This window comes from Streptomyces sp. NPDC030814 (assembly GCF_055572155.1).
Genome location: NZ_JBVIDX010000005.1, coordinates 181,050 through 200,894, shown reverse-complemented (window position 1 = coordinate 200,894; position 19,845 = coordinate 181,050). Strand labels below are relative to the sequence as shown.

Here is a 19,845-nt window from a genome sequence, read left to right as displayed (position 1 = left end):
GCCATCCGTCGGTTGCCGGTCATCAGAGCAAAGGGGGCCGTGACTGTGAAGGGCTCACGCAGAAGAAATCTGACTGAGTGTCAGAAAACTCTTGTACTGGCTCCGCGCCTCCTGCAACCTGTTCTCGTTCCGCAGACGGAACCTGTTCTCGCCCTGCCCGACGGGAGGAAGCGATGGGTGGCACGGAACACCTCACCGTGCGGCGCGAAGGCGCCACACTGGTGCTCACGCTCAACCGGCCGGAGGCCAGGAACGCGCTCTCGCTGCCGATGCTGGTCGGCCTGTACGACGGCTGGGTGGCCGCCGACGCGGACGACGAGGTCCGCTCGATCGTCCTCACCGGCTCCGGCGGCTCCTTCTGCGCCGGAATGGACCTCAAGGCCCTCGCCGGCAAGGGCATGGAGGGCCGGCAGTACCGGGACCGGCTCAAGGCCGACCCCGACCTCCACTGGAAGGCGATGCTCCGCCACCACCGTCCCCGCAAACCCGTGATCGCCGCCGTCGAGGGCCACTGCGTCGCGGGCGGCACCGAGATCCTCCAGGGCACCGACATCCGTGTCGCGGGGGAGTCGGCCACCTTCGGCCTCTTCGAGGTACGACGCGGCCTCTTCCCGATCGGCGGTTCCACGGTCCGCCTTCAGCGGCAGATCCCCCGCACCCACGCGCTGGAGATGCTGCTCACCGGCCGCCCCTACACCGCCCGCGAGGCCGCCGGAATCGGGCTGATCGGGCATGTCGTGCCGGACGGCGACGCCCTGGCGAAGGCCCTGGAGATCGCCGAGCGGATCAACGCGTGCGGTCCGCTCGCCGTCGAGGCCGTCAAGGCGTCCGTGTACGAGACGGCGGAGATGAACGAGACGGACGGACTGGCGGCGGAGCTCAAGCGGGGCTGGCCGATCTTCGACACGGACGACGCGAAGGAAGGCGCTCGCGCCTTCGCCGAGAAACGGCCCCCCGTCTACAAGCGGGCGTAAGCGCTCCACCGGGGACGGCTCCCGGCCGCGGTCGTCTTCGGCCGCTCGCACCCCCCGCGGTGGAGCCGCATGGTGGCTCAGCCTCGCGCCCTTCTCGCGTCGCCCTCTTCCGAAGGAGCAACCCCGCCGATGTCCGCAGTCCTCAAGGCACCCCTGACCGTCGAGTTCCCCTTCACCCGATCCCTCGGGCCCGTGCAGAGCGCCTTCCTCACCGGGCTGCGCGAACGCGTGATCCTCGGAGTGCGCACCGGCGACGGCCGGACCCTCGTCCCGCCCGTCGAGTACGACCCCGTCACCGCCGAGGAGATCCGCGAACTCGTCGAGGTCGCACCCACCGGCACCGTCACCACCTGGGCCTGGAACCACGCCCCACGACGCGGGCAGCCCCTGACCACGCCGTTCGCCTGGGTCCTCGTGCGGCTCGACGGCGCCGACACCGCCCTCCTGCACGCCCTCGACGCCCCCGGCCCCGACGCCGTGCGCACCGGGATGCGCGTCCGGGTCCGCTGGGCCGGGGAACGCTCCGGCGCCGTCACCGACATCGCCTGCTTCGAGCCCTACGACGGGGAGCGGGCCGAACCGGCGGGCCACAGCGGCGAGTTCACCGACGCGGTGACCGGGATCGTGGCCCCTGCCCGCCTCGACTACACCTACTCGCCCGGTCGCGCCTCCACCGGCTACATCCACGCCCTCGCCGAGCGCCGCACGGTCGGCGAGCGCTGCCCGTCCTGCCGCAAGGTGTACGTGCCGCCGAGGGGCGCCTGCCCCACCTGCGGCGTGGCCACGGCCGAACAGGTCGAGGTCGGTCCGGGCGGCACGGTCACCACCTTCTGCATCGTCAACATCAAGGCGAAGAACCTGGACATCGAAGTCCCCTACGTCTACGCCCACATCGCCCTGGACGGCGCCGACCTCGCCCTGCACGGCCGGATCGCCGGCATCCCCTACGACCAGGTGCGGATGGGGCTGCGCGTCGAACCCGTGTGGACGGAGGGCGCCCGCTACCCCGACCACTACCGGCCCACCGGCGAGCCGGACGCCGCGTACGACACGTACAAGGAGCTGCTGTGAACCGGGAGATCGCCGTCGTCGCCTTCGCGCAGACCGACCACCGCCGCACCAGCGACGAGTCCTCCGAGGTGGAGATGCTCATGCCCGTGCTGCACGAGGTGCTGGAACGGACCGGGCTGAAGACCGCCGACATCGGCTTCACCTGCTCCGGATCCAGCGACTACCTCGCCGGCCGGGCCTTCTCCTTCACCCTCGCCCTCGACGGCGTCGGCGCATGGCCGCCGATCTCCGAGTCACACGTCGAGATGGACGGCGCCTGGGCGCTGTACGAGGCATGGGTGAAACTCCAGACGGGCGACGCCGACACCGCGCTCGTCTACTCCTACGGAAAGTCCTCGCCCGGCTCGGTGCGCGACGTACTCACCCGGCAGCTCGACCCGTACTACATGGCCCCCCTGTGGCCCGACTCCGTCGCCCTCGCCGCCCTCCAGGCCCAGGCGCTCATCGATGCGGGCCGCACCGACGAGCCGGCCCTCGCGGCGGTCGGGGCCCGCAGCCGCGCGGACGCCGAATCCAATTCCCACGCCCAGCTGCGGGGTCCGGTGCCGCAGGGTGAGTACCTCGTCCGGCCGCTGCGCACCGGCGACTGCCCGCCCATCGGCGACGGGGCCGCCGCCGTGATCCTCGCCGCGGGGGAGCGCGCCCGGGACCTGTGCGAGCGGCCCGCGTGGATCCGGGGCATCGACCACCGCATCGAGGCCCACGGCATCGGCGTCCGCGACCTCACCGACTCGCCCTCGACCCGCCTCGCCGCCGAGCGCGCCGGAGCCTTCGAACATCCCGTGGACACCGCCGAGCTGCACGCCCCGTTCAGCTCCCAGGAGGTCATCCTGCGCGAGGTGCTGCGGCTCGACGACAAGGTGCGCGTCAACCCGTCGGGCGGCGCCCTCGCCGCGAACCCCGTGATGGCCGCCGGGCTGATCCGCATCGGCGAGGCAGCCGCCCGTATCCACCGCGGCGAGTCCGACCGCGCCCTCGCGCACGCCACCTCCGGGCCCTGTCTGCAACAGAATCTGGTCGCCGTACTCGAAGGGGATCCCCGATGAGCAAGGAGCCCGTGGCCGTCATAGGCGTCGGCCAGACCAAGCACGTCGCGGCCCGGCGGGACGTGTCGATCGCCGGGCTCGTCCGCGAGGCCGCGCGACGAGCCCTCGACGACGCCGAGTTGACGTGGGCCGACATCGAGGCCGTCGTCATCGGCAAGGCGCCCGACTTCTTCGAGGGCGTGATGATGCCCGAGCTGTACCTCGCCGACGCGCTCGGCGCGGTCGGCAAACCCATGATGCGGGTGCACACGGCGGGCTCCGTCGGCGGATCGACCGCGCTGGTCGCCGCGAGCCTGGTCGCCGCCCGCGTCCACGGCACCGTCCTCACGCTGGCGTTCGAGAAGCAGTCCGAGTCCAACGCCATGTGGGGCCTGTCGCTGCCGATCCCCTTCCAGCAGCCGCTGCTGGCCGGAGCGGGCGGCTTCTTCGCCCCGCACGTCCGCGCCTACATGCGGCGCAGCGGCGCCCCCGACACCGTCGGCTCCCTCGTCGCGTACAAGAACCGCCGCAACGCCCTGAAGAACCCTTACGCCCACCTCCACGAGCACGACATCACGCTGGAGAAGGTCCAGGCCTCACCCATGCTGTGGGACCCGATCCGCTACTCGGAGACCTGCCCGTCCTCCGACGGGGCCTGTGCGATGGTCCTCACCGACCGGGCCGGGGCCGCCCGCGCGCCCAGGCCCGCCGCGTGGATGCACGGCGGGGCGATGCGCAGCGAGCCGACGCTGTTCGCGGGCAAGGACTGCGTGTCGCCGCGCGCGGGCCGCGACTGCGCGGCCGACGTGTACCGGCAGGCGGGCATCTCCGATCCGCGCCGGGAGATCGACGCGGTGGAGATGTATGTGCCGTTCTCCTGGTACGAGCCGATGTGGCTGGAGAACCTCGGCTTCGCCGCGGAGGGGGAGGGCTGGAAGCTCACCGAGTCGGGCGTCACCGAACTGGACGGGGACCTCCCCGTCGACATGTCCGGCGGGGTGCTGTCCACCAACCCCATCGGGGCCTCCGGGATGATCCGCTTCGCCGAGGCGGCGCTCCAGGTACGGGGCCTCGCCGGAGAACACCAGGTCGACGGCGCCCGCAGAGTCCTCGGGCATGCCTACGGCGGCGGATCGCAGTTCTTCGCGATGTGGCTGGTCGGCGCCGAGCCGCCCACCTCCTGAACCTCGCCCTCACGTGGCCTGTCCGCGGCGGGGACCGATCGCTAGTCTGGCGGGCGGACGACGAACCGGGAGGAGCACGGACGTGGCCGAGAGCACCATGGAGCAGCAGCGATCGCTCGACGGCTGGCACAAGCCGGCGGAGCTGGACCTGAGCAACGCGGACTGGCGGTCCAGCAGCCGAGGGCGGGGAGACGTCCAGATCGCCTTCGTCGAGGGTTTCATCGCCATGCGCAACAGCCGCCGCCCCGAGAGCCCTTCGCTGATCTTCACCCCCGCCGAGTGGGGCGCCTTCGTATCGGAGGCGAGGGAGGGCGAGTTCGACCTGACCTGAGCGATCGGTGGTTGTGGTCGGTGGGCGCGGGGCCGCCCACCGACGTGCCGGCCGGCGCCCGGCCCGTCGGGGCACGGGCGCCGTCGGCCCGAGGCGGGTCAGGGGCCGCCTGGGACGTTCCGGACGCTTACCCGACCGGTGCCGACATGGTGTGTGGTGTAGCGCGGGGAGCGGGCCGGCGCCGCATACGCGAGGTGCACGAGCCGGGACTGTTCCTGACGCATGTGCATGAGCGACTCGAGGATGTATCCGACGAGCAGGACGAGCGCCGCGATCGTCATGACCGCCGCGGCGAGGATCGCGGTGGGCAGGCGCGGAACCGTGCCCGTGCGGACGAAGTCGGCGACGACGGGAATGCCGAGGACGACCGAGACGAGGGCCAGCAGCCCCGCGACCACGGTGTGGACGAGTGAGGGCCGCTCGCGCCGGGCCAGATCGAGGATGACCCGCAGGATGCGCCAGCCGTCCCGGAAGGTACGCAACTTGCTCTCACTCCCGGCGGGTCTGACCCGGTAGTCCACCGTCACCTCGGCCGTGGGGAGACGGAGATGGAGCGCGTGGATGGTCATCTCGGTCTCGGTCTCGAACTGGCGGGCGAGCGCCGGGAAGGACTTCACGAAGCGTCGTGAGAAGACGCGGTAGCCGCTCAGCATGTCGGTCACGTCGTTGCCGAACAGGAACCGCACGACGCCCGTGAGCAGTCTGTTGCCGAACGCGTGCCCCGCCCGGTAGGCGGCGTCGGCCGTCTCCCGGCGTGCCCCGACGACCTGGTCGTACGGACCCTCGAAGAGCAGGTCCACCAGGTCGCGCGCCCGGGACGCGTCGTAGGTGTCGTCACCGTCGATGATGAGCAGGGCGTCGGCGTCGACGTCGGCGAAGGCACGCCGGATGACGTTGCCCTTTCCCTTGCGTCGTTCCTCCCGGACGATCGCGCCCGCCTCACGGGCGACCTCCACGGTGCGGTCGGTCGAGGCGTTGTCGTACACATAGATGTCCGCCTCCGGCAGCGCGGCTCTCAGGTCGCGCACCACCTTTCCGACGGCCGCCTCCTCGTTGTGACACGGCACGACACACGCGATCGTCGGTGGCACGGCCACTCCCTACCCGAATCGGCGACACATCAGGGAGGAAATAATGCGATATGGGCGCGTCCAGAGGGTGAGGGCGCGCCGTGTCGTTACTCTCGCGGTGTGTCGGTCCTCGCGTCCGTGGTGCTGCGTGTGCGTGACGCCGTCAGGGGTGTCTGGCGCGAGGCCGCCAAGTTCGGGGTGGTCGGGGCGCTGGCCTTCGTCGTGGACAACGGCGGCTACAACCTGCTGGTGTTCGGGCTGCCCGGCGGCGCGGAGGGTGGGGTGATGCGTGCCCTGCCCGTCCAGGCGTCCGTCCTCGCGACGGGCGCCGCGGCGCTCTTCAGCTGGGTGGGGAACCGCTACTGGACCTATCGTGCCCGGCATCGTCAGAAGGTGACTCAGGAACTGGCCCTCTTCCTGCTGGCGAACTTCGTCGGGGTCGCCATCACGGCGGGCACGGTCTACGCGTCGCGGCAACTGCTCGGACTGGATTCGGTGCTCAGCGACAACGTCGCGCGCGTCTTCGGCTGGGTCCTCGCCACCCTCTTCCGCTTCTTCGCCTACCGGCGCTATGTCTTCGTCGCGCCCTGATCCATACGGTCTCGTCGACGCTGTTAGCATCACGCCGCATGGGACGAAACGTGCGGTTTCAGGGTGAAAAGCTCTGGTCCTGGGGGCTGGCCGCTGTCGCCGTGGCGTGTTGCCTGGGTACGACCATCGTGTTCGCCCCCGGGTACATGAGTCCCGACAGCATCGACCAGCTCCGGCAGGCCATGGGCAGGACGCCCCTCACCGACTGGCACCCGCCCGTGCTGAGCCTCGTGTGGCGTGCGCTCATCGCCGTCACCGGCGCGGCCTCGTCCATGGCCGTCCTGCAGTCCGTCGTGTTCTGGGGCGCGCTGTGGGTGGTGGCATGGTGTGTCTGGGACCTGACCGCGAGCCGTACCGGTTCGCTCGCCGTCCTCGGCATCGGGCTGACTCCACCCGTACTGACGTTCGTCGGCGTGGTGTGGAAGGACGTCCACGCGGCCGCCGCGCTGCTCGCCGCCTGCGCGGTGGCGCTCGCGGGGCTCCGACTGCGGGACCGCGGCGTGTCCCCCGCGACGCGCTGGGGTCTGTTCTGGCTGGGTGTGCTCTTTCTCGCCTACGCCATGCTCGTGCGCAAGAACGTGTTCCTCGCGGCGATCCCCCTGTTCGTCCTGCTGGTCCTCGCGCTGTGGCGAGCGCCCGGACGCCGTACGTGGGCCCTGTGCGTGGTGGCGCTCGGGACCGCGCTCGTCCTGCCCGCCGTCGCGATCTCCCGGATCGCGCACCCCGTGGAGACGAATCAGGGTGCGCAGATCATGCTCGACGACCTGGTCCACGTGCTGACCGTGGAGGAGCTGCGGTCGGCGAACGTCCGGGCGGACCTCCGTGACCGCCTGGTGGCGGCAGCGGAGAAGTGCCGACGCGTCGGCGCCCTGTCGGACGCCTACTGGGCCTGCTACGAACGCCGGCCGGACGGGCTGGCCAGGGACTCCGACCAGCTGACCTCCCTGTGGCTGAGCGAGATGGGCGCACACCTTCCCGGCTATCTCCAGTACCGGCTGCGGCTCTTCGCCGGTCTGCTGTTCGAGACCGGTTACCCGTATCAGGAAGGGGTCTTCGGCAACGACCTCGGCATCGAAGTGGCCCACCCCCGACTGGAGGACACCCTCGGCTCGTACATCAAGGGCGCCGCCATGGATCTACGGCCACTCTTCCGGGGGTGGTTCTGGCTGGCTGTCGCGCTCGCCCTCACCGTCCGCCCCGGCCGGGGGCGGTTCTCCCTGCACATCCGGGCGCTGGGGGTCAGCTCGACGGCCTACGTGCTCGGATACCTGCCCATCATGCCGGCGACGAACTACCGCTACGTCTACTGGCCGGCGCTCGCCTGCACGCTCGGTCTCCTGCTGCTCTGGCTGGACCGGCGCCCCGCGGTCCCCGCCCCGGCCGGCTCGGGCGCCGTGCGGACCGGCTCCGCCGTCACCCTCGCCCGTGCCGTGACGGCGCATCAGCCGTCGGCCACCGAGAGCCGGCGCCAGGCACAGTGAGATCATCCCGCCTCGTCCCGACCTGACCGCCGGGGACGCAAAGAGGCGCACGCCGACGCGATCTAATGGATGCCGGCTCGCTTATCATTAACCTCATGGAGTACTCGATCAGCGGGGACGCGCGGCTCGCCCTGGACCTCGTTCTGACCGTGCGCCACGACGGCGACGGCGGCGTCGCCGACGATCTGGCCGAGCCCGCCGGACTCACCGCCTGGGTCAGGACCCGTGCCGACCTTCTGCCGGGTGCCGTCGGCTTCACCGCCGACGAGGCCGTGCTCGCTGCCGTACGCGACCTGCGGGGCGCCGTCCGTGCCCTGTTCGCCCGCGCCGTCAGCCCCGCCGAGCCCAGCCCGGCCGACGCCGCCCGGCTGCTTCCCGTCCCCGAGGCCCTGGAGCACCTCAACCGGGCCGCGGCCCAGACCCCGACCGTCCCGGTGCTGACCTGGTCGCCGACCGCCGGCCCCGTGCTGCGTCAGCAGCCCGCGACCGGCGGTGACCCGCTGACGGCCGCCCTGGCCCGTGCCGCCATCGCCTTCCTCGCGAGCCCCGAACGGCAGCGGCTACGGGCCTGCCACGCACCCCGCTGCGTGCGCTACTTCCTGAAGGAGCACCCGCGCCAGGAGTGGTGCAAACCGGCCTGCGGCAACCGGGCCCGGGTGGCCCGCCATCACGAGCGCCACAAGGCGTCCGCCGGCCGGTGACGGGCGCCCTCGCACCCGCTCCGTCAATCGCCTCGCCCACCCGACGCCGACCACCTCCGGACACGTACCATTGCGGCATGTCCTTCCTCCGCCGCCGCAGTGCCACCCCTGCCGGGCCCGAATTCGACGTACTGGCCATGGACCCGGGCGACTGGCCGGGCAATCTCGGCGCGGGCCTGCTGCCCGCGCCCGACGGCAGTTGCCAGGGCGTCTTCCTGCGCTACGACCTGTACGGCGGACGCGGGCCCGCGATGATCATCGGCAACCTCCCGGAGGGCTCCCCGGCCCGCGAGGTCGCCGAGGGCGAGATCCCCTTCGAGGTGGCCCAGCTGCTGCTGGCCCTGGAGAACGAGGAGGACATCACCGTCGTCGGCTCCGAGGACATCCCGGTGATGCAGGGCGACAACCTCCTGATCGTCCGCCGCCTCAAGCTCTCCGAGTCCCGGATCTCCTGCGTCCAGTTCGACCGCAGCGACAACGTCCTGGTGACCATCGCCGCCTGGGACCGGCCCATCACCGACGACCTCTACGCGCTCCTGAAGCCGCTCCCCGCGGAGCTGTTCCAGCAGGGCTGACCCCGGCGGTCCACACCGACCCGCGGACGCATCGTCCGCGGGTTCCTGTCATGCCCTCCTGTTGAGCGAGTCATAGGACCATTACCGTCCGATGTATGCCCCCTGAGATCTCTCGCGGAGTAACCCACAGGACGGCTTTGGGCTGTTCAACCGCACTCACTCTGGCCGGAGGGCCCTTGGAGCAAGCCGCAAGCGCCGCTGATTCCTCCGATGTTTCCAGATCGGAGTCAAAGGCACCACGGGAACCGCGGCAGGCGCCCCTGATCCTGTGGTACACCGCTCCCGCCTCCGACTGGGAGCGCGAGGCCCTGCCCATCGGCGGTGGCGCGCTCGGCGCCACGGTGTTCGGCACGATCGCCTCCGAGCGACTCCAGTTCAACGAGAAGACGCTGTGGACCGGCGACCCCGGCTCCGCCCAGGGCTGTGACCACGGCAACTGGACCGAGCCCCGCCCCGGTGCGACCTCCGCCGTCCAGGACCGTATCGACGCCGAGACGAAGGTCGCGCCGGACTCCGTGACCGCACGCCTCGGCCAGCGGCGCGTCGGCTATGGCCACCACCAGACGTTCGGCGACCTCCGCCTCGACCTGCCCGGAACTCCGGGCGAGGTCCCGGCCGACTATCGCCGCGCCCTCGACCTGCGCCAAGCGATCGCGACCGTGACGTACACCCACCGACGGCGGCGCCACATGCACCCGTGAACTCACCCTTCGAAGCAGCCTGTTGAAGGAAGGGGAGCTGACCTTCCAGGCGATCGCCGGACGACGCCTCGTCTGGGCGCAGCCGTACCTGCGAGCGCCTGGCGGCCCGGGGGTGCGGGTGGTTCCGGCGGGTGCGGATGGGTGGGAACTGCGCGAGAGACCACGACATACCCGCACCCGCCAGAACCACCCGCACCCCCGAGCCATAACGCGCCGCCGCCTCCAACCCGCGCGGCACCGTTCAGATCACGGGCAGCACCCGCACATCCGCCGCCCGCACGAACGCCACCCGATGCCCGAACTGGATCTCGTAGTACACGTCCTCGCCGGCCACGACCTGATGCCCGGACGTGTCGAAGGAAACGGCGTAGTAGTACTCGCCCTTCAGCCGGTCACCGACCACGTACCTCTGCCCCTTGAGGAGCTTGTACGGCAACGGGGACACCGCCTGGGCCGGCACGCCCGCCGGATAGGCCTCCTTCTCCGGGTAGGCCCTGCCGTACACCGGGATCTCCGCGAGATCCTTCCGGGGCGTCACGACCAGCCCCGCCGCGCCGACCGCCGTGGGCCGTGTCGCGGGGTTGTGGAACCACGCCTTCTGCCCGAGGTACCAGATGGCCGTCCACGCGCCGCGCCGCTCGGCGACCGCGAACTGCTGGCCGGTGGAGACCCGCGAACCGAGGTCGTTCACATGGATCGTGGAGGGGCTTCCGTCCGGCCGCAGACCGATGTCCTTGACGAGGGGCGAGGCCGTGTCGGGCTCGCTGTACAGGCGTACGGCGCTGGAGCCGTGCACCGCGCACGGCTGCCCCGTGCCCGCGCAGCCGGTGAACTCGGGCCGGTTCTCCGCGTAGTCGGGGAGGACGGTGACCAGACGGCTGTTCGGGCCGGCGGTCGGGCCGAACGGCCTGCCGAGCAACTCGAAGTAGTGGCGCCAGTCCCAGTAGGGGCCGGGGTCGGTGTGCATCCCCGGGATCGTCGCCGTCGTGGGGCCCGGCACGGTGTCGTGACCGAGGATGTGCCGGCGGTCCAGCGGGACGCGGTACTTGGCGGCCAGGTACTTCACCAGACGTGCCGACGTCCGGTACATCGCCTCCGTGTACCAGGCGTCGGGCGAGGCGAGGAAGCCCTCGTGCTCCAGACCGATCGACTTGGCGTTGACGTACCAGTTGCCGGCGTGCCAGCCCACGTCCTTGTTCTTCACATGTTGGGCGATGTGCCCGTCGGTGGAGCGCAGCGAGTAGTGCCAGGACACATAGGTCGGGTCCTGGACCAGCTTCAACGTGGTGTCCCAGGTGGCCTCGGTGTCATGGACGACGATGTACCGGATGCTCTGGGACGTCGGCCGGTCGGCCAGATCGTGGTTGCCGTAGTCCTGGTCGCCGAACTCCTCGTACGGCGCCGGGATCCACTCGCACGACACCGTGCGCGGGCACTCGGTGCCGGACGCCGCCGAGGCGCGCAGCCCGGCCCGGGACAACTGCCCTGTGTCCGGGGCCAGGCCAGGCTCGGCCGCCAGCGACACCCGCTGACCGGCGTCGGTGACCCGGTGGGCGCCGTCCCGGATCACCGCGAAGACCTCGTTCGCGTACGCCGCCGCCGTCGCCCGGTCGTCGGCGCCGGAGAACCGCGCCACCGCCCCGTACCAGTCCGCCGGGTCGGCGCTCGGCTTCTCGCCGAGCTCCCGCTGCGCGGCCGCCAGCAGTGCCGCGCCGCCCGCCACATTGGCCTCGACGTCCGTGCGCAGCGTCTCGGCCGGGAGTCCCGTCAGCTCGGCGGCCCTGGTCAAGGTCCGCAGTCGGGGCGGGAGTTCGGAGTTCTCGGGCAGGTCCGCCGCGGGCCGGAGCGGTGCGCGGGAGTCATCACCGCGCGGGTCCTCAGCGCCCTCGCTGTGATGGGGGGTCTCGGCCAGCGCCGTACGCGTGTCCGTGAGGTGCATGGGGCCGTAGCCACCGGTGACGCTGGGGGCGCCGCCGTGCGCGTCCCAGCGCGACTGGAGATAGGACACACCCAGCAGGACACTGCGGGGCACCTCGTACTCGGCGGCCGCTGCGGCGAAGGCACCCTGCAGCCGGGCCGAGGACGCCGACTGGCCCCCGGGCGGGGCCGCGCCCAGCAGCGGCAGCATCAGCACCGCCGGCGCGGCGGCGACCGCCGTACCGCGCAGACGTCTGCGGCGGGGGGTGGTCCTGCGGTCGGTGGGGGATCCTCGCAAGGCGGCCTCCTGGAACGGTGGGGCGTTGGCGGGGCGTGCGGGGCCGAACGAGCACCAGTGCTATCGCCCGGCCGACGATCCGTCAATCATGCCCGGACCGAGGCTCATTCCCTGCCATGGCGTCCCGGGGTGCGGGACGGGGGGACCGTCCCCGGCAGCCCGCCCCCGGCGCTCTCATCCGCTCCGGAGGACCCGAAAGCGCTCGGGCTCCGCCGGATCCCGGTCGACGACCTGCACCGGCGGCCAGACCCACTGCCACACGCCGACGCCCGGAGTACGGGAGAACCGGATCTCCCCGCGGGTCCCCTCGACCGTGACGCGCGGCCAGGTCCCGGCGATACGCGTCCGGTCAGTGCCCTGGGAACGCAGCACTTCGGCGAGGACGGCGACCGTGTCGTAGCCCTCGAACGCGACGAACGAGGGAGCTTCGCCGAGCCGCTCACGCAGGGACGCCTCGACTCGTGCGCCGAGGGCGCCGAGAGTCTCGGGCAGATAGCGCAGGAACGGGACCCCCGCGCCGTCGCCGCCCAACCCAGCCGCCCATGAGGCGAACTCCGGCTGCCCGGCCGGAGCACCGACCAGGACCTCGGCGAGACGCTGGTCGCCGCGGACCGACCTGACAACCGACACCGCCGGCTCCGGGTGGCCGGTGAGCAGCAGCAGCGCCGTCGCCCGATGCCGGACGAGTGCGTCGCACACGTCCGCGGGCCCGAGCACGTTCATGTCGAGCTCGATGACGGAGCCGCCCTGCGACGCGAGGTGGTCCCGCAGGATGCGGGTCCCGGACGCCCAGTAGACACTCGGCTGGACCGCCACGGCGATACGCCGGTGACCCGCGCCGAGGAGGAAGTCGGCGTAGATCCGCCAGCCGTGGGACTGCGCCGGGCAGAGGCGCGCGACCCGGTCCGTCGGCTGGTCGGTGAGCGTGTCGAGCACCGCCGACGAGCAGAGGAACGGCAGCCCCAGGGCATCGGCACGGGCGGCGGCGGCGCGGGCGACGACGCTGTGGTACTCCCCGGCCAAGGCGGCCACGCCCAGCTGGGCCAACTCATCCACGGCCGCCGCGGCCTTCCGCGGATCAGCCGCGGTGTCCCGCACCACCAGCTCCAGCGGCCTTCCGCCGATCCCACCGCCGTCGTTGACTTCGCGAACGGCCAGTTCGAGACCGGTGAGCAAGTGCCGACCCGCCTCGGCCCAGCCCGGCCGGGTCAGCGGAACGAGCGCACCGATCCGTACGGGCGAGGTGTCCCTCTCCTCTCGCCCCTGCGAGCGCATCTGCATGATCATGCCGCACATTGCACCCATGACCGATGCCCACGGGCAAGCGCCCGGTCTCGGCAGCGAACGCACCTGCGCAGGGGCCTGGGCTTCCCGGCAGTCCCCTCACGTTCAGCAGCGAAGGCCCGCGGTGCGCCGGTGTGCAGGGCGCGCCGCGGACCTTCGTTTCCCCTCAGCGAGTGCCGACCGCCGCCCGTACCGCCCTGCGGGCCAGCTGGCAGTCGTCGTGCAGCCGCCTGAGCAGCAGCCGCTGTTCCTCGCCGGACGGCGCAGCAGCCGGGTGGGCCTGGCCCGGTGCCGCCGGGGTCGTGTCGTGCATCGAACGCTGCACGGCCGTCTCGTAGGTACGGATCTCACGGGTCAGCACGAGCATCAGGTTCACCAGGAACGCGTCCCGCGAGGCAGGGCCACCGGACTGCGCCAGCTGACTGATCTGACGTCGTGCCACGGGGGCGTCCCCGAGCACCGCCCACAGGGTCGCCAGATCGTAGCCCGGCAGATACCACCCCGCGTGCTCCCAGTCCACCAGCACTGGACCGGCCGGTGAGAGCAGGATGTTCGACAGCAGGGCGTCGCCGTGACAGAACTGGCCCATGCCCTGACGGCCCGACGCGTGCGCGATGCCGTGCAGGAGTTTCTGCAGATCGCCCATGTCCCGGTCGGTGAGCAGCCCCAGCTCATGGAAACGGGCGATCCGCTCCGCGTAGTCCAGCGGGGCGTCGAACGTGCCCGCCGGCGGCCGCCACGCGTTCAACCGGCAGATCGCGCCGAGCGCCGCCCGGATGTCGGCGCGTGGCGGCGCCTCCACCGGATGCCGCTGCAGTGCGGCCACCCGGCCCGGCATCCGCTCGACGACCAGGGTGCAGTTGTCCGGGTCGGCCGCGATCAGCCTCGGCACCCGCACCGGAGGGCGGTGCCGGACGAACGAGCGGTATGCGGCTATCTCGTGCCGGAGCCGCTCCTCCCAGATGGAGGAGTGGTCCAGTAAACACTTGGCGACGGCAGTGCTGCGCCCTGTCGTACCGACGAGCAGCACCGAGCGGCCGCTCCGGCGCAGCACCTGGACCGGAGCGAACTCCGGGCAGATGCGATGCACCGAGGCGATCGCCGTGCGCAGCTGCGCGCCCTGAGGGCCGGACAAGTCGAGTCTCCCGCTGAGCGGCTGGGGGCCGAGCCCCGGAACGCGTCGCGCCCGGCCGGCACCGAGTCCGGGGGCCGCGGTGCGTGTGGGGTCGAGATAGGGGCCGCCGCCCGGCTGGCGGGCTGCGAGCGGCCGGGGCGGAGCGGACACGGAGGACGATGCTGTGTACATGGGCGGATACAGATCCCTTCGTGTGCCTGCGATGTCACGCGCCACCCGCCCCGGCCGCCCGGGGACACCCTGGGGAGTGCCTGTCGGGCGACCGGGCCGGGGTGGCGCTTTCCTACCTGACACCGGATGGCTGGTGGCACACCATGTAGCGCACCCTGGCGAAGGCTGGCGAATAGTCCCCCTGCAACTGACAGCGGGCTACATTCAACTCAGCCGAGAACCTGGGGGCTTGACGTGAGCGGACAACCCAACACCCGACTCGCAGACCTGTTCGGCCTGGCCGGCTGGTCGAAGGGCGAGCTCGCGAGGCTGGTCAACCGGCAGGCGGCGGCCATGGGCCACCCGCAGCTGGCGACCGACACCTCACGGGTGCGGCGGTGGATCGACATGGGAGAGATCCCGCGCGATCCCGTGCCGCGGGTGCTGGCGACGCTGTTCACCGAGCGTCTCGGCCGTGTCGTGACCATCGAGGACCTCGGTCTGGTCCGGCACGGGCGTACGGGGAAACGGCAGGGCGGCGGGAATGCGGAGCATCCCGACGGTGTGCCGTGGGCGCCCGAACGGACTGCCGCGGTCCTCACCGAATTCACGGGAATGGACCTCATGCTCAACCGACGCGGCTTGGTGGGTGCGGGCGTCGCGCTCACCGCGGGATCAGCACTCAGCAGCGCCATGCACGACTGGCTGCACACCGACCCGACGCTCAAGGCCGACGCTCCCGACCTCGATGACCCCCTGCACGCCGACCCCGTTGGGTTCGACCGCTATGAGGCCGCCCCCATCGGATCGCAGGAGATCGAGGAACTGGAGCGCTCGGTCGAGGTGTTCCGGGCGTGGGACGCGGCCCGTGGCGGCGGGCTGCAACGCAAGGCTGTCGTGGGACAGCTCAACGAGGTGGGAGGCATGCTCTCCTACCGCCACCCCGATCACATCCAGCGGCGCCTGTGGGGCGTCGCCGCCAACCTCGCCGTCCTCGCGGGCTGGATGTCGCACGACGTGGGCCTCGAACCCACCGCCCAGAAGTACTTCGTCATCGCCGCCCACGCCGCCAGGGAGGGCGGAGACCGGCCCCGGGCCGGCGAGGCCCTCTCCCGGGCGGCCCGGCAACTGGTGCACCTCGGCAAGCCCGACGAGGCACTCGACCTGATGAAGCTCGCCCAGTCCGGCTCCGGCGAGCAGCTGCTGCCCCGTACCAAGGCCATGTTCCACACCATCGAGGCCTGGGCGCAGGCATCCATGGGCAAGGGCCAGGCCATGCGCCGCACCCTCGGGCAGGCGGAGGACCTCTTCGTCTCCGACAAGAGCGACGTACCGCCGCCCAGCTGGATGCAGACCTTCAAGGACGAGGATCTGTACGGCATGCAGGCCCTCGCCTATCGCACACTGGCCGAGTTCGAGCCCGGTGCGGCCGTGCACGCCCAGCACTACGCAGAGAAGGCCCTGGCCCTGCGCAACGACGGCCGGGAGCGGTCGAAGATCTTCGACCATCTCTCCATGGCGTCCGCCTGCTTCATCGCGGACGACCCCGAGCAGGCGAACCGGTACGCACGGCTGGCCCTGATGTCCATGGGGTCGAACTCGTCGGGCCGCACCTGGGACCGGCTGCGTCAGATGTACCGGCTCACCGGTCAGTACTCCAGCTACCCGAAGATCCAGGACCTGCGGGAGGAGATCAAGCTCGCCCTGCCCAAGCCCCGGCCGAGGAACAAGAGCGACACCGGGTCGGTGTGAGGGCCCGGCGGCGGTCCTCCTCGACCGCCCTTCCACATCACGAGACGGCCGGTTTTCATCCGCCGACCGTCAGGAGATCACCGGGAGGCACAGCACCGCCGCTCGACGTCAGGCGATGACCCTGACGTCAGGCGATGACCCTCGCGACGAGCACACAGGCATCGTCCTCACGCTCACCCTCGCCGAACTCCTCCACCACCGCCCGTACCCCGTCCCGGGCCGTACGCGCCTTCGCGAACCGCGGGGCCAGGTCCAGCAGCCGCTGGACGGCGGCCGTCCCCCTGGGCACCAGTCCATCGGTGTGCAGGAGCAGCAGATCATCCGGTCGGAGGGGCACCTCGGCCTGCCCGAAGGCGGCACCCGAGGTCGCTCCGAGCAGGACGCCGTCCGGGGACGGCAAGACGCGCCCCGTCCCGTCGCGGAACAGCAGCGGGGCGGGGTGCCCCGCCTGCGCCCACACCAGGGTGCGGGTCGTCGGCCGGTAACGGCAGCACATGGCGCTGCCGAGGGCCGGTTGCACGGTGGCGTCCAGTAACTGGTTGAGGCAGGCCATCAGCTGCGCGGGCTCGGTGCCGGCCATGGCCATACCGCGCACCGCGCCGATCAGCGTCGCCATGCCCGAGGTGACGGTCACGCCATGGCCGGTGAGATCTCCGACGCTCAACAGGCTGTCGCCGCAGGGCAGTTCAAGGGCGTCGTACCAGTGGCCGCCGATCAGCGCGGTCGTCGAGCAGGGCAGATAGCGGGCGGCCAGGTCCAGGGTCTGGGGCCCCCGGTGGGGGAGCCGCAGGGAGCCGCGCCACGGCGGCAGCACGGCCTCCTGGAGCTCCACCGCCAGTCGGTGCTCGGCCCGGGCGATGTGCCGTCGGCGGTCGAGTGAGTCACGGGTGTCGCTCACCGCCCGCTGGCTGCGCCGCAGTTCACTGACGTCCCGCAGAACCGCCCACATGGAGGCGGTGTTGCCGTCGTCGTCGAGCACGGGCTCGCCCATCATGTGCACGGTGCGCACCGTGCCGTCGGGCAGCACGATGCGGAACTCGCCGTCGATGCGCCTGGCGTCGATCAGACAGGCCGTCACCATGGACGTCAGCTGCGGCCGGTCCTCCTCCAGCACCAGCGACGGCAACTCGTCGAGCGTGAGGGCCGGGGCGGCCGGATCGCGGCCGAGGATCTGGTACAGCTCCCCGGACCAGCTCGCCTCGTCCGTCAGGAGGTTCCACTCGGCGCTGCCGACCCGGCTGAGCAGTGACTCGCGCCCGGTTGCCGCGGCCGGTTCGGCGGGACTGCCGGCCTCGTCCGCATCGGTCGCCGGGGCGGACGGGCCGTCCCGCAGCTGGGCCAAGTGCTGGTCGAGATCGTCGAGTTGATGGACGGCCAGATCGCACAGGGCGCGCTGCCACCGGCCCTCGGCGTCCGTCCCGTCGGCGGGTGTGTCACGTCGTACGGCGTCCATGTCGCCGCGCAGCCGTCGCGTCTGCGAGATGAGCGCGTCGACCGTGCCCCGTCGGGGCGGCTGGGCGGCGGGGCGATCCGCAGAGAGATGGGACGGCATCACGTACTCCGATGGGGGACGGTACGACCAACGCTGACGGATGGGCCGGTTACGACTGTTGCACAGGCCGCGACGCGCTGTAAGGGATTTGGCAAGACACGATACGGTGGTGCTTCCGGCATATGCCACGGTCCTTGCGGACCGGGTCCGCCACGGCAACTCGCTGCGCGCCCGGAGCGGTAAGTCGTAGGGATCGTACGCGACTTGATGGATTGTCGGGTCCGCCCCGGGCTGCTTTCAAGCTTGTGTTCGAGGGGTATATGTGCGAGCCGCTTTGATCCCGCGAAGCGGTGTCGGTACATCGGAAGGCACCCGGTGTCCGCCGGGGAGACGAGTGGCTCGGGTACCGGGGGAACGGGTGACTTGGGTCACAGAGGTGAATCCAGGAAAGCGTGGCGCGCGAATGCCCTTCGCGAGGTCGAAGAGGCATGTCGGCGCAGGGGGCCGACCCGGATCCGAAACGGAGAGCGCGCATGACCGTCACACTGGAACAGCCCGCACGAGTCCTCCTGGTCACGGCCGAGGACCGCGAGCTGCCGGTGCCCACCACACTGCGCTACACCTCCGACGACCCGCTCGCCGTGCACCTCGACTTCCCCGCGGACATCTCGCTCAGCGGGGACATGGTGACCTGGACCTTCGCCCGCGAACTGCTCGACGAGGGGCTGCGCAAGCCGGCCGGGACGGGGGACGTGCACATCTGGCCCTGCGGTCGCACCCGCACGGTCGTGGAACTGCACTCGCCGTACGGTATGGCTCTGCTCCGTTTCGACACGGCGGCCCTCAGGCGCTTCCTGGTGCGCACCTTCGCCGTCGTGGGCTCCGGCAGCGAGCCGGTGGGGCGGGCCGTCGACCGGGGGCTGACGGCCCTCTTCGACGGCGTCTGACCGGCGCAGGGCCGGGTCGCGGCGTCCGACCGCCGCCCGCGGACGGGGCGGCTCAGTAGCGCAGGACGCCCGCGATGCCCCGTGCGTCGCCGAGGGCGCCGTCCGGCACGAACCGCACCTCGGCTCCCGTGTCCAGACACCGTTCGACGATCTCGTCCACGATGTCGTCACGGGCGTCCAGATCGCCGCTCTCCGCCGGTACGAGGTGGACGCCGCCGTCGGCGCGGACGGTCGCCCGGTAGTTCTCCTCGACGGCCAGGAGCTGGATGCGGCCCTGCTCCGCGTTCTGCCGGACCTCGTCGACGCCGGCCGCGAACGCCTTGCTGCCCCGGGCCGCTTCGAGCCGCCGGGCCACCGCTTCTGCGTTTCTGCGGTTCTCGGCCTCGATCATCGGGCCGATCGCCTGCCACACGGCGTCCGGGGTGCCGTGCGCCAGACCGCCGTGCGCGATGTGGGTGGCGTCCTTGGTGACCGTTCCGATCTCGTCCAGGAGGGACAGCGCCGCCGTCTCGCCCGTCACGTACAGGGGTCGTGGGTGCGCGCGCAGCACACGGCTCATAGCGATGTCGGCGTCCCGCAGGAAGTGCCGGGTGTCCTCGTCCCGGAAGGCGCTCGGCATGTCGCCGATCCGTTCCTGCCGCTCGGCGTCGAAGTTGTCCCGGTCCCTGGTGAGCGGGAAGCCGCCCGTGCGCGCGGGCGCGACCCGGTCACCGCCGCCGTTCCACAGTGCGACCCGGTCGGAGGAGACCGACAGCACCCAGAAGGGCCGTTCGGCGGCCTGCGCGGCCACCAGGTTCCTGGTCAGGAAGGTGTCCGCGAGCACCACGCGCTCCGGAACCGGCCGGGCCAGGGACCACACCTGGTGCTCGCCCGGCGCCGCGAAGATCACCAGACCGTCCTCGGCGTGCGTCAGGTCCACCTCGGCCAGCGCCCGGTCCAGCTGCTCGACGACGTCGTTGCGTCGCTCCCGGGTGACCGCGGGATCGTGCTCCAGCTGCTTCTTCGCCTCGGCGAGCACATTGCGGAGCCGGACCGGATCCTGGGTGTTCTCCGGTTCCCGGCGATGCGTCGGCGTCAGCACCGACACGGCGGGGTAGGGCCGCGGGCGGCGCAGATCGGTGAGGGTCGCGGGGCTGAGGGCATGCTCCATGACTTCACGATAGGAC

18 protein-coding genes are annotated in these 19,845 nt (G+C 71.5%); 12 read left to right on the top strand and 6 right to left on the bottom strand.

Features of this window, described 5'->3' with window-relative positions; all coding sequences use genetic code 11:
• Positions 1-173: 173 nt before the first annotated feature.
• The 5 genes from ACZ43N_RS13455 to ACZ43N_RS13435 all read left to right on the top strand — a co-directional run bounded on the left by ACZ43N_RS13455 (position 174) and on the right by ACZ43N_RS13435 (position 4,585).
• Positions 174-974: a crotonase/enoyl-CoA hydratase family protein gene (locus ACZ43N_RS13455; RefSeq protein ID WP_468097329.1), complete on the top strand. Its 801-nt coding sequence runs from the start codon at positions 174-176 to the stop codon at positions 972-974.
• Between the two features lie 129 nt (positions 975-1,103).
• Complete coding sequence (locus ACZ43N_RS13450) at positions 1,104-2,045, top strand: Zn-ribbon domain-containing OB-fold protein (protein ID WP_468097328.1); 942 nt, start codon at positions 1,104-1,106, stop codon at positions 2,043-2,045.
• Entirely contained in the window at positions 2,042-3,091 is a 1,050-nt protein-coding gene (locus ACZ43N_RS13445) for a thiolase domain-containing protein (RefSeq protein ID WP_468097326.1), read from the top strand. The genes ACZ43N_RS13450 and ACZ43N_RS13445 overlap by 4 nt, the downstream gene beginning before the upstream one ends.
• Positions 3,088-4,254, top strand: coding sequence for a thiolase domain-containing protein (locus ACZ43N_RS13440; RefSeq protein WP_468097324.1), 1,167 nt, complete (start codon positions 3,088-3,090; stop codon positions 4,252-4,254). Before ACZ43N_RS13445 ends, ACZ43N_RS13440 begins: the two co-directional genes overlap by 4 nt.
• Positions 4,255-4,336: 82 nt before the next feature.
• Positions 4,337-4,585 (top strand): DUF397 domain-containing protein, encoded by a 249-nt coding sequence (locus tag ACZ43N_RS13435; protein ID WP_468097322.1) that lies wholly within the window; start codon positions 4,337-4,339, stop codon positions 4,583-4,585.
• 98 nt (positions 4,586-4,683) lie between these two features.
• Here the strand turns inward: ACZ43N_RS13435 and ACZ43N_RS13430 are convergent, their stop codons facing one another.
• On the bottom strand, positions 4,684-5,682 hold the full coding sequence (locus ACZ43N_RS13430) for a glycosyltransferase family 2 protein (protein WP_468097320.1): 999 nt from the start codon (positions 5,680-5,682) through the stop codon (positions 4,684-4,686).
• 93 nt (positions 5,683-5,775) lie between these two features.
• On the opposite strand from ACZ43N_RS13430, the gene ACZ43N_RS13425 reads away from it, so the two are divergent.
• The 5 genes from ACZ43N_RS13425 (at position 5,776) to ACZ43N_RS13405 (ending at position 9,704) form a co-directional block, all read left to right on the top strand.
• A complete protein-coding gene (locus tag ACZ43N_RS13425) occupies positions 5,776-6,246 on the top strand; it encodes a GtrA family protein (protein ID WP_468097319.1) in 471 nt (156 codons plus the stop codon).
• Positions 6,247-6,284: 38 nt separating this feature from the next.
• Positions 6,285-7,727: a hypothetical protein gene (locus ACZ43N_RS13420; RefSeq protein WP_468097318.1), complete on the top strand. Its 1,443-nt coding sequence runs from the start codon at positions 6,285-6,287 to the stop codon at positions 7,725-7,727.
• A gap of 95 nt (positions 7,728-7,822) precedes the next feature.
• A complete protein-coding gene (locus tag ACZ43N_RS13415; RefSeq protein WP_468097316.1) occupies positions 7,823-8,428 on the top strand; it encodes a CGNR zinc finger domain-containing protein in 606 nt (201 codons plus the stop codon).
• A 77-nt stretch (positions 8,429-8,505) separates the two neighbouring features.
• Entirely contained in the window at positions 8,506-9,003 is a 498-nt protein-coding gene (locus tag ACZ43N_RS13410; protein WP_468097315.1) for a hypothetical protein, read from the top strand.
• A 176-nt stretch (positions 9,004-9,179) separates the two neighbouring features.
• Positions 9,180-9,704, top strand: a complete 525-nt coding sequence (locus tag ACZ43N_RS13405; protein WP_468097314.1) for a glycoside hydrolase N-terminal domain-containing protein — start codon at positions 9,180-9,182, stop codon at positions 9,702-9,704.
• Positions 9,705-9,945: 241 nt separating this feature from the next.
• Here ACZ43N_RS13405 and ACZ43N_RS13400 read toward each other — a convergent pair whose 3' ends face one another.
• The 3 genes from ACZ43N_RS13400 to ACZ43N_RS13390 form a co-directional block, all read right to left on the bottom strand.
• Positions 9,946-11,919, bottom strand: a complete 1,974-nt coding sequence (locus ACZ43N_RS13400; protein WP_468097313.1) for an N-acetylmuramoyl-L-alanine amidase — start codon at positions 11,917-11,919, stop codon at positions 9,946-9,948.
• 174 nt (positions 11,920-12,093) lie between these two features.
• Positions 12,094-13,206 (bottom strand): ABC transporter substrate-binding protein, encoded by a 1,113-nt coding sequence (locus ACZ43N_RS13395; protein ID WP_468097312.1) that lies wholly within the window; start codon positions 13,204-13,206, stop codon positions 12,094-12,096.
• A gap of 163 nt (positions 13,207-13,369) precedes the next feature.
• A complete protein-coding gene (locus tag ACZ43N_RS13390) occupies positions 13,370-14,509 on the bottom strand; it encodes an aminoglycoside phosphotransferase family protein (protein ID WP_468097311.1) in 1,140 nt (379 codons plus the stop codon).
• Positions 14,510-14,743: 234 nt separating this feature from the next.
• Here ACZ43N_RS13390 and ACZ43N_RS13385 point away from each other — a divergent pair, with 234 nt between their 5' ends.
• A complete protein-coding gene (locus tag ACZ43N_RS13385; protein ID WP_468097310.1) occupies positions 14,744-16,240 on the top strand; it encodes a DNA-binding protein NsdB in 1,497 nt (498 codons plus the stop codon).
• A 127-nt stretch (positions 16,241-16,367) separates the two neighbouring features.
• On the opposite strand, the gene ACZ43N_RS13380 is transcribed toward ACZ43N_RS13385, so the two are convergent.
• A complete protein-coding gene (locus ACZ43N_RS13380) occupies positions 16,368-17,792 on the bottom strand; it encodes a PP2C family protein-serine/threonine phosphatase (RefSeq protein WP_468097309.1) in 1,425 nt (474 codons plus the stop codon).
• 473 nt (positions 17,793-18,265) lie between these two features.
• Between ACZ43N_RS13380 and ACZ43N_RS13375 the strand changes: the two genes are divergently transcribed.
• Positions 18,266-18,679, top strand: coding sequence for an SsgA family sporulation/cell division regulator (locus tag ACZ43N_RS13375; protein ID WP_468097308.1), 414 nt, complete (start codon positions 18,266-18,268; stop codon positions 18,677-18,679).
• A 52-nt stretch (positions 18,680-18,731) separates the two neighbouring features.
• On the opposite strand, the gene ACZ43N_RS13370 is transcribed toward ACZ43N_RS13375, so the two are convergent.
• Entirely contained in the window at positions 18,732-19,829 is a 1,098-nt protein-coding gene (locus tag ACZ43N_RS13370; protein WP_468097307.1) for a baeRF3 domain-containing protein, read from the bottom strand.
• Between the last annotated feature and the right edge of the window lie 16 nt (positions 19,830-19,845).